At 44.5% G+C, this 13,823-nt stretch carries 15 protein-coding genes; all 15 read right to left on the bottom strand.

What is annotated here, in order from left to right; genetic code table 11:
• Positions 1-9: 9 nt before the first annotated feature.
• Positions 10-840 (bottom strand): purine-nucleoside phosphorylase, encoded by an 831-nt coding sequence (locus BUB11_RS13510; protein ID WP_073030292.1) that lies wholly within the window; start codon positions 838-840, stop codon positions 10-12.
• Between the two features lie 4 nt (positions 841-844).
• On the bottom strand, positions 845-2,017 hold the full coding sequence (locus BUB11_RS13515; protein ID WP_073030293.1) for a phosphopentomutase: 1,173 nt from the start codon (positions 2,015-2,017) through the stop codon (positions 845-847).
• Positions 2,018-2,025: 8 nt separating this feature from the next.
• Positions 2,026-2,934, bottom strand: coding sequence for a site-specific tyrosine recombinase XerD (xerD, locus tag BUB11_RS13520; RefSeq protein WP_200797919.1), 909 nt, complete (start codon positions 2,932-2,934; stop codon positions 2,026-2,028).
• A gap of 92 nt (positions 2,935-3,026) precedes the next feature.
• Entirely contained in the window at positions 3,027-3,227 is a 201-nt protein-coding gene (locus tag BUB11_RS13525) for a hypothetical protein (protein WP_073030294.1), read from the bottom strand.
• A gap of 234 nt (positions 3,228-3,461) precedes the next feature.
• Positions 3,462-4,577, bottom strand: a complete 1,116-nt coding sequence (gene ald, locus BUB11_RS13530) for an alanine dehydrogenase (protein WP_073030295.1) — start codon at positions 4,575-4,577, stop codon at positions 3,462-3,464.
• A 139-nt stretch (positions 4,578-4,716) separates the two neighbouring features.
• Positions 4,717-5,316 carry a stage II sporulation protein M gene (locus BUB11_RS13535; protein WP_073030296.1) on the bottom strand — a complete coding sequence of 200 codons (600 nt, stop codon included), beginning with the start codon at positions 5,314-5,316 and terminating at the stop codon, positions 4,717-4,719.
• A gap of 35 nt (positions 5,317-5,351) precedes the next feature.
• The gene (locus BUB11_RS13540; RefSeq protein ID WP_073030297.1) at positions 5,352-6,521 is read right to left on the bottom strand and encodes an endonuclease Q family protein; all 1,170 of its coding nucleotides are present in this window, start codon (positions 6,519-6,521) and stop codon (positions 5,352-5,354) included.
• Positions 6,518-7,054, bottom strand: coding sequence for an NUDIX domain-containing protein (locus BUB11_RS13545; RefSeq protein ID WP_073030298.1), 537 nt, complete (start codon positions 7,052-7,054; stop codon positions 6,518-6,520). The genes BUB11_RS13540 and BUB11_RS13545 overlap by 4 nt, the downstream gene beginning before the upstream one ends.
• Before the next feature lie 131 nt (positions 7,055-7,185).
• Positions 7,186-7,758, bottom strand: a complete 573-nt coding sequence (locus BUB11_RS13550; RefSeq protein ID WP_073030299.1) for a 2-oxoacid:ferredoxin oxidoreductase subunit gamma family protein — start codon at positions 7,756-7,758, stop codon at positions 7,186-7,188.
• Positions 7,758-8,507: a thiamine pyrophosphate-dependent enzyme gene (locus tag BUB11_RS13555; RefSeq protein ID WP_073030300.1), complete on the bottom strand. Its 750-nt coding sequence runs from the start codon at positions 8,505-8,507 to the stop codon at positions 7,758-7,760. Before BUB11_RS13555 ends, BUB11_RS13550 begins: the two co-directional genes overlap by 1 nt.
• Positions 8,504-9,574, bottom strand: a complete 1,071-nt coding sequence (locus BUB11_RS13560) for a 3-methyl-2-oxobutanoate dehydrogenase subunit VorB (RefSeq protein WP_073030301.1) — start codon at positions 9,572-9,574, stop codon at positions 8,504-8,506. Before BUB11_RS13560 ends, BUB11_RS13555 begins: the two co-directional genes overlap by 4 nt.
• Positions 9,549-9,788, bottom strand: a complete 240-nt coding sequence (locus BUB11_RS13565; protein ID WP_073030302.1) for a 4Fe-4S dicluster domain-containing protein — start codon at positions 9,786-9,788, stop codon at positions 9,549-9,551. Before BUB11_RS13565 ends, BUB11_RS13560 begins: the two co-directional genes overlap by 26 nt.
• Positions 9,789-9,839: 51 nt before the next feature.
• Entirely contained in the window at positions 9,840-10,904 is a 1,065-nt protein-coding gene (locus BUB11_RS13570; RefSeq protein ID WP_073030303.1) for a Leu/Phe/Val dehydrogenase, read from the bottom strand.
• A gap of 323 nt (positions 10,905-11,227) precedes the next feature.
• Positions 11,228-12,646, bottom strand: coding sequence for a sigma 54-interacting transcriptional regulator (locus BUB11_RS13575; protein ID WP_073030304.1), 1,419 nt, complete (start codon positions 12,644-12,646; stop codon positions 11,228-11,230).
• A 211-nt stretch (positions 12,647-12,857) separates the two neighbouring features.
• On the bottom strand, positions 12,858-13,706 hold the full coding sequence (gene spo0A / locus BUB11_RS13580) for a sporulation transcription factor Spo0A (protein WP_073030305.1): 849 nt from the start codon (positions 13,704-13,706) through the stop codon (positions 12,858-12,860).
• Between the last annotated feature and the right edge of the window lie 117 nt (positions 13,707-13,823).

A 13,823-nucleotide genomic window follows, 5' to 3' on the forward strand; every position in this document is an offset into this window, starting at 1 on the left:
AAATCACTCCTAAAGTACTCTCATGAGTCCCTGCACAAAGTTGACAAATTTCTTTTCAACCCGTTCAGCTGTTTCCATAACTTCTGTGTGACTAAGTTTTTGGGGCAATATGCCAGCTGCCATATTGGTTACACACGAGATCCCTAAGACCTTCATGCCACCATGATTGGCAACTATAACTTCGGGAACAGTACTCATGCCCACCATATCTGCCCCAATCACACGCAAATGGCGAATTTCGGCAGGGGTTTCATAGCTGGGACCGCTCATGGCCGCATAAACCCCTTCGTGAGGATGAATTTCATGCTCTTGCACAATAGCTAACGCTTTTTTACGCCACTCTGAATTATATCCCTCGCTTAGGTCTGGAAAGCGAGGACCTAGATTTGAAAGATTCGACCCACGCAAAGGATTTTCACCCATCATGTTGAGATGATCTTTAATGAGTATTAGATCTCCCGGACGGAATTCTGGATTTATTCCCCCTGCTGCATTCGTAACCACAAGTCCAGTTACTCCTAAGACTTGCATTACCCGTATCGGGAAGGTCACTTCCTGCATCGTATAGCCTTCATAATAGTGAAAGCGGCCTTGCATGACTACAACTGAGCGATCCTCAACTTTTCCAAAAACTAATTTGCCCGCATGTCCCTCAACCGTCGAAACAGGAAAATGTGGAATGTCTTTGTAGCTAATTGTTACCTTATCCTTAACTAGATCAGCAAAAGCCCCTAACCCCGAGCCTAGAATAATACCCAGCTCAGGCAGCGAAGGAACTCTCTCTATAAGGTAACTGCGCGCCTCAGCTAATTTAGAATTATATTCCTTTTCCGAAATCATTAAATTACCTCCTTATATCTGAATAAAAACTTTTTCCATTTGCCATTGCCTCAGTATTAAGGTATTCGACCACAGTTGCCCCTAAATCTGCGAAGGTAGATCTCACGCCCAGGTTGACCCCCTTGTTCAGGATTGGCCCACAAACCAATAACGGAACATATTCCCGGGTGTGATCTGTACCAGGCATGGTTGGATCACACCCATGATCCGCCGTAATGATAAGCATGTCCTCTGACCGCAGGGCTTCAAATATCTCCGGTAAGCGGGCATCAAAATCCTCTAAAGCCTTAGCATACCCTTCGACATCATTTCGGTGTCCATATATCATATCGAAATCGACAAGATTGGCCATAATCAGGCCGGTTTCTACCTTGGCCATATATGCTAAAGTTTTATCAACGCTCTCCATATTCCCTTTTGAGGGAACATAGTCAGTTACACCCCGGCCAGCATAAATATCATTTATCTTGCCCACCGTGCAAACTTCTAGCCCGCGTTCCTTTATATATTCTAATAATATTTTATGAGGGGGTTGGAGAGCAAAGTCATGCCTGTTTGAGGTGCGGTAAAAATTCCCTCTCTCTCCGAGAAATGGCCGTGCAATTACGCGTCCAACACGCAATTCATCCGTCAGCATAGTACGTGCTGTCTGACATATGCGCATGAGCTCAGGCAAAGGAATAATCTCTTCATGGGCAGCCACTTGAAAAACGGAGTCAGCTGAAGTATAGACAATAGGTTTCCCTGTCCGTACATGCTCTTCACCAAGACGCTGAATGATCTCGGTCCCAGAAGCAACTTCATTACCGATCACCTTTCTCCCAATCTCTAGCTCATAGCGTTCGATAAAATCCCTTGGAAAACCTTGGGGAAAGGTTGGAAGGGCTCTCTCCAGTATTACTCCCGCCATCTCCCAATGCCCGGTTGTTGTATCCTTACCTAGAGATCGTTCTGCCATTTTTCCAAAATTGCCCTCAGGGGCAGGAGCTGCGGGTACTCCCGTGATGGAATTAATATTTCCCAAACCAAGTTTTTGAAGATGAGGGAGGTTAAGTCCTCCTCGCCGACGAGCAACATTGCCTAATGTATAGCTCCCCAAGTCCCCGTATTTCTCAGCATCGGGCATTTCACCTATTCCAACGCTGTCCAATACAATAATTATAACTCTCCGTGGCATGTCTTCCTTCACTCCCTAATCTTATAATCCGCTCGTGGATGAGCTTTCTGAAAAACATCTAACAAGCGCCTCCGTGTCAGATGGGTATAGATCTGAGTGGTCGAGATGTCTGCATGTCCTAACATTTCTTGAACCGAACGCAAATCCGCCCCATGATCCAGAAGATGGGTTGCAAAACTGTGGCGAAACATATGAGGAGAAATCGATTGCTCAAGATTATGATCTTTTCCCCATTTTTTCAGAATATACACGACTCCTTGACGAGTCAGAGGACGTCCATGAGAATTCAAAAAAAGAATATCGCTTTTTTGCTTACCGCATAAACGCCCGCGCGGCCCGTTTAAGTAACGCTCCAGACCTCGAATTGCAGGTTCGCCTAACGGTACAATCCGCTCCTTATTCCCTTTGCCGATACAGCGTACATACCCCACATCCAATGAAACATCCGACAAGCGCAGCCCAATCAGTTCCGAAACTCGAAGCCCGCTGCTATAGAGAACTTCCAGCATCGTTAAATTTCTCAGAGTAAGATCCGTTTCCTCCTCTGATTTTAATAGTTTGTCCATTGTAACTTCCGACAACACCTTCGGAAGTGGTTGATTCAGCTTTGGAGTCACTAAATATGTACTTGGATTATCGCCACGTTGCCCTTCATCCAGCAAAAACGCAAAAAATCCTCGGAGTGTTGCATTACATCGTGCAATAGTTCGAGGGGATTTTCCAGCTTCCTTGCATTTTAGCAGAAACAGAAACAAATCATTGCCCTCACAGACGGAAATGTCCGTACCACGCTGTTCAAGGTAGCTCATCAACTGACGCAAGTCACGTTCATACGCCTGCCTAGTGTTCTCAGAAAGCCCCCGCTCAACATGCAAGTAGGTCAAGTACTTTTTCAAAATCTTCTCTTCGGAGGTCACTTCTATCCCCCCTTTCTTACTATGTTCTACACAGAGAGGGGATTTTCCTTGTACTAGCGGAAAGTATAAATTCAACTAAGGCACATCCTGTATTAACTATTTATCTCTCTGGAAAGAGTTATTTCTACCCGCAGAGGATTGCCATGTGGATTTTTCTCATTATGTAACAGAGAAGACATTAAGTTATTACACACAGCAACTAGTTTTGGCAGAAGAACGGCAAGTATTATTAAAAGCACAAATACCCTGCCAAGATAAAGAAAAAAATCCACCCAGCTTTTTGTTGGCCGCATCACGCCCCCCCCTATCCCTAAAACCTATGCACCTCCTGATTGTCCTTATCCTAGAAAAAAGAAAGGGACCGTAATCTTATCTTCATAACGCTCCCATCAGGCGGGCTCGTAGCCACCATTGCTGCAATAAAAAAGAGCGGTCTCCGAATTAACGGATTCCACTCGATGATAAACAAACCATGCTCTGCAGTTTATTCGTATTTGAACATTTCTAATTAAATCGGCGCACTCTGCTTAGAGCAGAGCTTCTTCTAATGGAGTATACATAATGTTCAAGGATTGAGCGACAGCCTTATAGGTCAACTTGCCATTGATGACATTAACCCCTTTACGCAGGGATCTATTCTCTTGAATCGCCTTAAAATAACCCTTATTTACGATTTCAAGGGCATAACCAAGTGTAACATTAGTCAAGGCAAAGGTTGATGTACGGGCAACTGCTCCGGCGATATTTGGAACTGCGTAATGAACAACCCCATATTTAATAAAGGTGGGATCATCATGGGTTGTAACACGATCAATAGTCGCAATACTGCCGCCTTGGTCGATAGCAACATCGACAATAACACTTCCGGGAGACATTGCTTTCACCATGTCCTCAGTTACCAGGTGAGGTGCACGGGCGCCGGGAATAAGAACCGCTCCAACTAATAAATCCGCTTTAGCCACACTATTGGCTATATTAAAGGGATTTGAAGCCAAAGTTCTCACTCGGCCATTAAACATTTCATCAATGTCCCTAAGCCGCTGAGTGCTTTTTTCCACTATCGTAACTCCTGCTCCCAAGCCAATGGCCATCCTTGCAGCATTTGTTCCAACAATTCCGCCTCCAATGATGGTGACGTTTGCAGGAGTAACTCCTGGAACACCACCAAGCAGAATGCCTTTTCCACCATTAGGTTTTTCGAGTAATTCAGCTCCTATTTGAATTGACATGCGTCCAGCTACTTCACTCATTGGAATAAGCAATGGCAATGAGCCATTATCCAATTGAATGGTTTCGTAGGCTATTGCTACTACTTGTTTCTCCATCAGTGCTTTCGTTAATTCCGGTTCTCTTGCCAGATGCAAATAAGTAAATAGAATTTGTCCCTTTTTGAAATAGGCATATTCTTCGGCTACCGGTTCTTTAACCTTAATAATCATTTCGGCTTGCCATACTTTTTCTGATGAATCAACGATCTGAGCACCAGCATCAATATACTGTTGATCGGTGATACCACTTCCTTCTCCAGCAGACATCTCCACAAGAACTTTATGCCCAGTCAAAGTAAAAGCGTGGACTCCGGCTGGGGTGATAGCCACACGACTCTCATTATTTTTTGTCTCTTTCGGTACTCCAATCAGCATGATTAAACCTCCATCTCAATCATTAACACTATTATAGTTTTATTATAATGCAACCATTGTACGGATAGCAAGCCTTGAATTCTCAGTCTTACTTACAATTGCACTTTTATTAGGATCCGTGGCATCAAACAGCAACCTGTTAAAGGGTTAATAAGCGCAAACCAAGGATCGAAAAGTAACCTTGGGCGACACCTACTGCAACTGCACCAATAGAAACAAAGGCGGCCGCCGCTGTATAGTAAAGAAATTCTCTGCGCAATGACTCCCCTCTAGCTTTCCCGCGAAGTAACAGAAATGAAAAGATTGTTGCCAGTCCTGCTCCAAGGAGCAGTAAAGGAACAGCAAATATTGTCGGCACGAAGACAGTCGTTAATACCAAGGCAATTCCTAGTGTTCCTTTCGCTCCAATAATAAAACTGATGGTAAAGCCAAGAATAAATCCTCGGGTAAAGACAATTAAATAGATTAAGGGTGCACCGATAATGGTTAGCCCTAAGATCCATATTCCAGCCATCATGATAAACATATCCCTGGCAAGTTGTCCAAGAAAGGCAGGTTCAAAAGCAGTCGGTTGATTTTTTAAAAGTGTATCTAAAAAATTTACTAATTGGGAGGTTTCAGAAACTCCTAAAGCGTTAACCCCCACTCCCCCAAACACCACACCTGCAAGATAAACACTTGAAAGCGTGAGATAAATAACCCAATATTGACGAATGTGTTCGCCGAGTTGTTTCCACATCCTTTGCACCCCTTCCCATAGTCTCCTATGGGATTTTATTCCACTTCAGGCGAAAGTATGTCCACAACTCTGCCAAATACTCCCCCTCCGCCAGCTTCTATTATTAATTCACCATAACGATCTTTAATAATCCAAGCAGCGATCTTTTCTCCAGCGATGGACTGCAGCTCTTCCATGTTAACCTGATGAAGAATGGCCATTTCTGTGCCAAAAGCCTTTAAAAGTCGTTCATACATTTTAGGCCCAATTCCCGGAAGTTGTCGCAGGGGGACCTGATGGACATAGTTTGAAACATCGTGTTTTCCCATCGGACGATCCGCTATACTGACTAAACGATCCAAGACACCCATGACAACCTGCCTGCTCCCGCAATTAGGACACGTCAATTGTGGAGCGGGGTTCTTGATTACCTTTTCACAGCTCAGACAATATGTACGATGATATTTACCAACTCTTGGGGGCAAACCATAATTTCGAACAACCTGTTTGCTTTTCCCTAGAATTAAATCCAACAATCCTCCAAACGAGGGGTCTGTTTTAGCAAAAGAGTTATACTCTCGGGCAATGTTTGGCAGAGAGTGGGCATCTGAGTTACTAAACATGACCATTGAATCCAGTTCACTGATGCTCTCCGCCATTGCCCTGTCGGCACTGAGCCCAATTTCTACAGCTTTGGGCAAGATTGGCAGAACATCTCTCAACCTCCGGCAACAAGCGCCGTAAATTCCCTTATGGGGAGTAAAGGCATGAGCAGGAAACCATAGTCCCTCTGCCTTAGTAACAGCCTCAAGCCATAGCTCAATAGGAAGAAATCCCCTCTGAGTACTTAACTGCCAGTTTTTAATACCATTCTTTATAGACCGGACATACTGTTCTACTTGTTCGAGATAAGGGAAATAAGCCAAGAAATGAGCATTTCCTTCACCGACTTGCAGTTCAATCTCATGTCCGGGAATCACCGCTAACCCGTTGGCTCCATACCCTCCAGTTGATAGAGGTTTTAAGACTCCTGAAGCAAGTAAAGTCTTGAAATCCCGTTGGACTCCCGGCGAATGTGAATCAACAATCCCAACCAGAGAAAGTCCTTTCACTTCCCTTGCAACTTGAAGGATATTGGGTAAGGTTAAAGTCTTCGCCCCAGTGATCTTTACGTATTTGCCGTCTAAACTTTGCCCGATATGTATATGCAAATCTGCAAAAATCATCCCATTCGACCTTGAACAAGTAAAATCCCCAGTATGGTTTTAGCGTCAATGAACTCATTCTGTTTCGCCCTTTGCACTGCTTCATCCCATGCAATTTTTTCTACCCCTATAAATTCGTCATCATCTGGAGTGAGGGGATCCCAGACCAAATCTCGAGCTAGAAAGAGATGCATCACCTCATCCGTAAAACCTGGGGTGGTATAAAATGTGCTGATATGTTCCATGGTCCCTCGATAACCTGTTTCTTCGCGAAGCTCTCGTACAGCACAATCAAGGGGAGGCTCCTGAGGATCGAGTTTTCCTGCAGGGATTTCTAAGGTTTCCTGGGCAATGGCGTATCTGTATTGCCGAACTAAAAGCACCTGCTGATTCTGTATAGCAATGATCCCTACTGCTCCCGGATGCCTTACAACTTCACGCGTTGACTCATGTCCGTTAGGCAAACGAACCCTATCCCGATCCAAACGGAGCATTCTCCCCTCAAAAAGCACTTCTCCATCGAGACGTTCTTCTTGTCGGTTTTGCTTTTCCAATGAATTTCCCTCTTTCCTTAACTTGACTCCTTTACTTATTTTACCCTATGTTCTGTCCATAATGCCAAGAAAAATAAAGAAAACAAAAAAGCAGTTAGTTGAAAAGACAACCAACTGCTTTCACCCCTCGATCAACCGCAAGATCTAAAATGGAGGAACTCTCTACCTTTAGCCAACTCTATCCCTGTCTCAAGCGCCTTACGGTTAAGGGGAATAAGATTATGTCTGTACTCCGGCAGTACTTTCTTCAAAGCCCCAATTACGGATTCCAGGCTCACAGCACGGGTCAACTCGACAAAAGCACCGAGAATAATCATATTTGAAACTCGATTATTTCCTAATATTTCACGCCCCAGTTCAGTCACAGGGATTTTCAAAACCTTAAGATCTTGGCGCTTGGGCTCAATGTCGATCAGTGACGAGTTAATGAGTAATCGTCCTCCGGGTTTGACATCCTGTTCGAACTTTTCAAGGGAGGGACGATTCAGAACTATCAGCGTATCCGGTTCGGTAATGATCGGAGAACTTACCTCTTCATCTGATATGGTGACAGAACAGTTGGCCGTTCCGCCACGCATTTCCGGGCCGTAGGAAGGAATCCAACTTACACGTTTTCCTTCTACGAGGCCCGCATAAGCAAGAAGCTGTCCCATGGACATAACCCCTTGCCCTCCAAAACCTGCCAAGATAATTTCATGCAGCATTAGACCTTCACCCCTTCTACCATTTTTTTCACCCCGAGCGGGTAAACAGGAATCATATTATCGACTAACCATCTTAAGGATTCTTTAGGTGTGCACCCCCAGTTCGTAGGACAGGTAGATAAGATTTCAACTAAAGTGAACCCGACACCAGCCATCTGATATTCAAAGGCAGTCTTAATTGCTTTTTTCGCTTTGGAAACTTCTTGGGGGGTGTGCACGGACACCCGGGCAATATAGGCCGGCCCATCCAGAGTCGCTAACATTTCCGATACTCTGATGGGATACCCTTGGGGAGCGGCATCTCTGCCTTGAGGAGAAGTCATACTTACTTGCTTCAGCAGAGTCGTAGGGGCCATTTGCCCACCGGTCATACCATAAATGGCATTATTCACGAAAATCGTTGTGATTTTCTCACCCCGGGCAGCGGCATGCACGATTTCTGCAGTACCAATGGCAGCCAGATCCCCATCACCCTGATAGGTAAAAACGATCTTTTGAGGATGAACTCGTTTAATTCCCGTAGCAACAGCCGGTGCCCTGCCATGAGCCGCTTGTTGCATATCAAGATTAAAGTAGTTATAGGCCAAGACAGAGCATCCTACGGGAGATACGCCAATGGTTTCTTCCCTGACTCCCAGTTCGTCAATCACTTCAGCCACTAGGCGGTGAATAATGCCGTGTGTGCAGCCTGGGCAATAGTGAGTCTTGGCCGAGGTTAATGCTTCCGGTCGATCAAAAACTGTTATCATGGGTTTTCACCCGCCTTTCCGCTATTGACCAAACGTTTAACTTCCTCAAGAACTGCGCGAGTGGCAGGAACCATGCCCCCGACACGCCCATACAAGTGGACCGGAACTTTAAACTCAAGGTTATAGCGAATGTCTTCTACAAGTTGCCCCATGCTCATCTCGACAGTGAGGACACATTCAGCTTTTTTACAGGCCTCCTGCAGAGCGACTTTCGGAAAAGGAAATAAGGAAATGGGTCGGAACAACCCTGCCTTGATTCCTTGAGCTCTTGCTTGATCTACAACCGCTTTAGCTATCCTGGCCGAAGTGCCGTAACCAACTAAGATCAGTTCAGCATCATTCGTCTGATAGTTTTCCCAGAGCACTTCTTTGCCCATCCGATCATACTTTTGTTGCAAATGATGGTTGTGCTTTTCAAGTTCTGCAGGATCAAGAAATAATGAGTTAATTATATTGGGGTTTCGCCCCTTGGCACCGGTCGTTGCCCAGGGTTTCTCCTGTCTGAGAGTTTCTTTTTCTTCCGAGAATTCAACGGGCTCCATCATTTGTCCGAGAATGCCATCCCCTAAAATCATAACGGGATTACGGTATTCATCGGCAAGGTCAAAGGCTTTCTCCATCAGATCGACCATTTCCTGAACGGTGGCCGGGGCGAGCACAAGCAATCTATAATCCCCATGCCCACCCCCTTTGACTGCTTGGAAATAGTCGGATTGGGCAGGCTGAATGCCGCCAAGCCCCGGTCCCCCTCGCTGGATATTTACAATGACACAAGGGAGCTCTGCGCCCGCCATATAGGTAATTCCCTCCTGTTTAAGGCTGATTCCCGGGCCGGATGAGGATGTCATTACTCGTGCCCCGGCACCCGCAGCACCGTAGACCATATTAATGGCAGCAATCTCAGACTCTGCTTGAACAAATACTCCTCCGACTTCCGGAAGACGTTTCGCGAGATACTGGGGAATTTCATTTTGCGGAGTAATGGGATACCCGAAAAAATAACGGCAACCGGCGCGAATCGCCGCTTCTGCTAAAGCCTCATTACCCTTCATTAGTACCTTGGCCATTATTCTTCTCCTCCTTTCGTACTGTGATTGCGACATCCGGACACATTCTGGCACAAAAGCCACAAGAAATGCACTTTTCTTGATCTGCCACGGTGGCTGGGTGAAAGCCCATGGCATTCAAATGATCGGCCATAATCACAATATGTTTTGGGCAAGCCTCCACACAAAGCTCACACCCTTTACAGCGGTCTTCATCAAACTCAACTCTCAGCATAAAAGCTCCTCCTTGTCTGGTAAATTCAGACCAATCAACGTTGACGAATGCTTAGCTTAAGTAATTCGAGCGAATTCGTCCGATCCTCTCAATGCGCTGTTCAGCCATACGATCTGCAGCAATATAGGTCGGTATTTTAAACTCTTTGGCGATTTTAAGAACTTTAGCAACATTGTCATAGACCTTTTCAACTTTTTTCAGGGCACGCTCATAATTGTACCCGTCCAATTCATCTGCAACATTGATAACACCGCCACAATTAATGACGTAGTCAGGCGCATAGAGAATTCCAAGTTCATGCAACTTGTCTCCGTGGTGTTCTTCTTTTAGCACATTATTAGCAGCACCCGCGATAATTTGGAACTTAAATTGTGAAATCGTTTGATCATTAACCACTGCCCCCATGGCACAGGGTGCGAAGATATCTGCCTTAACGCCAAAGATTTCTTCAGGCCGGACAGCGGTGGCTCCTATTTCATCAATGACACGTTTTATAAGGTCATCATGAATATCCGTGACAATGAGTTTGGCACCCTCTTCGTGCAAGTGTTTTGCCAAATAATAGCCGACATGCCCCAGTCCCTGAATCGCAATTGTTTTTCCACTCAAGGAGTCGCTGCCATAGGCTTCCATGGCGGCAGCTTTCATCCCGCGCCATACTCCACGAGCTGTCATCGGGGAAGGATCTCCGGAAGCACCGCAGGAAGATACTCCTGTCACAAAATCGGTCTCTAAATGTACCCAATCCATATCTTGAACAGTTGTCCCAACATCTTCAGCGGTAATGTACCGTCCGTTCAGTGATTGCACATATCGGCCAAAGGCTCGGAACAATTCTTCATTTTTTTGGGTGCGGGAGTCCCCAATAATCACGGTTTTTCCGCCGCCAAGATTTAAGCCTGCTGCTGCATTTTTATAGGTCATCCCTCGAGCAAGCCTTAATGCATCAAAGATTGCATCTTCTTCGCAGGCATAATCCCACATCCGTGTTCCGCCCAAAGCTGGTCCTAAAGTTGTATCGTGTATACAAATAACGGCCTTCAAACCTGACGTCTGATCCTGACAAATAACGAGCTGTTCGTAATCATACTTCTGTAAGCATTCAAAAATTTCCATTGTTTTTCCCCCTCAGGTCTTCGGAATCATATTCTCCTTATTTAATGCAATAACGTTGCCAGGACATTCCTGAAATCCAAAGCCTAAGATATTTATTCTCCTTAAGTAAAGAATTTTCTGAATTTACAGGGTTTTAGTTTAGGAAACACCTTGAAAAAAAGACTGCGCCTAGGATAAATTCATAGTTAGCAGTCTTGTCAGTAGTGCAAAAAAATTCATGGTTTGCAACAACTTGCATGCAATAAATTGCAGGCCATGATTGCAAACCATGAATAAAGTAAAAAATCATCCCTTAGATTTCTTTCCAAAGAGCTGGCATTTATTCAGATAAGAGCATGCCGCTCTAATTTATAATAGAAATTGCGCAGAGACATTTTCAGATCCTGAGCTGACTTTGTTTTATTGCCCCCATTTTTTTGGAGGGTAACTAATAGTATGGCGCGTTCCCATTGTCGTTGCAAGCTTTCAAATCCTCCTTCCTCAGTCGTTAACCCAGACTGTACCGAGTTGTCGTAACCCAGCTCCGGATAATTGACATTCGGATAGGCCAAAACCGGAAGATGCTGTAATTCCACAACTGTTTCTCCTAACCTCATATTAATAATTGCTCTCCCTAAAATGTTTTCTAACTCTCGAACGTTTCCCGGCCAGTGATAGCCCATCAAAATTTGTAACGCCTCGTCACTTACTCTTTCAACACAGCGTCCGTAGTCTTGATTGAAACTTCCAATGAGGTGGTGGACAAGTAAAGGGATATCCTCTCTTCGCTGTCTCAAGGGCGGAATAATGACCGGAATCACATTTAAACGATAATATAAATCTTCCCGAAATCTGCTGGCTCGCAATTCAGCTTCTAAATTTGCATTAGTAGCTGTAATCACTCGCACATCTATGTTAAACGGACGGTTATCTCCGACTTTTACAATTTCACGTTCTTGAAGCGCGCGCAAAAGTTTAGCTTGAAGGTTAAGACTGATTTCTCCAATCTCATCGAGAAAAATAGTTCCCCCGTTGGCCTCTTCAAAAAGGCCTGACTTACCACCGCGTTTGGCACCAGTAAAAGCACCTTCAACATAACCAAACAACTCGCTCTCCAAAAGGCCCTCCGCCAATGCTCCGCAATTCACTCGGATAAACTGCCCTTTTTGTCGGTCACTTGAGCGGTGGATGGCATGAGCAAACAGTTCTTTACCAGTCCCGCTTTCGCCGCGTAAGAGGACCGTTGCCGGCGTCACCGCTGCACGCCTTGCTTGTTCGATGGATGCTTTAATGGCATCGCTTTCACCGATAATGTCACTAAAGGTATACTTTGCTTCCAAATGACGAATTAATCGTTTCGCTCTTTCCAACTCCTCTGAAAGTTTATGGATCTCGGAGATGTCGTGGAGCACGCCTACACTTCCCCTCAACTGCCCAGATACGATGATCGGAGCGACATTGACAATCACCTCTTTGCGTTTAGGCCCCACTTTCATAAAAACGCCTTTAACAGACTGACGAGTTTTCAAGACTTGGATGTGCATACTTTCTCCTTCAGCAATATCTACGGTAGGAGGTTTACCAATGACATCACTCGCTGTCAGGCCTGTCAATCTGGTATAAGCAGGGTTAATTAATAATCCAAGTCCGTTTTCATCCACCACTGAAATCGCATCCTGGGAGGAATCAATAATTGCGGAAAGCAGAATACGAACCTCCTGCAGCGTGTTTACTTTGGCTCTTAGCTCGTCAAATTCCTCCATTTCAATTGCCCCTTCCAACTATCACCTTTTGCTATGGATAAGTTCATTCTCTTTCTATCGGCAAAATCCTGCTAGCAATAATTTACTCAATAATATTTGCGATTTACCATTTTATTAAAAATAAAACACCTTTATTTGTACCCAAAGCAGGTATAATAAAGGTGTTAACTTTAGAATTTTTACTAAAAAATTTTTTATATATGTACTGCTTTTAATACATTATCGACATGCGCAGTTTATCAGCCACCATTGCCACAAATTCCGAATTGGTGGGTTTACCGCGATCAACGTTAATGGTGTACCCAAAAAAGCGATTCATGAAATCTACATTTCCACGATCCCAAGCCAATTCGATGGCATGACGAATAGCCCGTTCAACGCGACTGGGAGTTGTTTGATATTTCACAGCAATCATCGGATACAGCTCTTTGGTAACTGCTCCAAGCAGCGACACATCAGATACCACGTTTACAATAGCATCTCTTAAGTACTGGTACCCCTTGACGTGAGCAGGCACTCCCATCTGGTGAATCATCCTTGTCACTTCGACCTCAAGGTTTTTAGAGGTTGGAGGCAGTACCCCAGTGGAAATTTGTGAATTAGAATTGGAATTTGAGTTAGCGTTTGAGACACTGTTTCGATTAGACACGGTACTGGAGTTTGAAGCAATATTTACGGAGCTTGAAAAATCATCTTGTAATTGGCGAATACGTTTACCTAAGATGTCTAAGTCAAAAGGTTTTAAAATGTAGTAATTTGCTCCAAGACTTACTGCTCGCTGGGTCATTGATTCCTGCCCAAAGGCAGTTAAAATAATTATTTTTGGTCTAAGAGGTGCATTCTGAAGTTTTTCCAAGACACCTAACCCGTCAAGGTGGGGCATAATAATATCTAATAACACTACATGAGGTTCTTCCCGAGAAATTAATTCCAGAGCCTCATTTCCATGATATGCCACCCCAACAAGGCTCATATCTTCCTGCCGTTCAATATACTCCTTAACCACCTCGACAAATTCTCGGTTGTCATCCGCTAGTAGCACACGTATAGGCCTTTGCATTCCCAGGATCCCCCTCATTTCAGCCGCATTCAATTTATATTTTCGACAATTGTTTAAATACTCCTTCTTTTCCCCATAGAATTTTACAATTTTTATTTTGAATTATTTAGAGCAGCC

Source organism: Desulfosporosinus lacus DSM 15449, from assembly GCF_900129935.1.
Classification (GTDB): Bacteria; Bacillota; Desulfitobacteriia; order Desulfitobacteriales; family Desulfitobacteriaceae; genus Desulfosporosinus; species Desulfosporosinus lacus.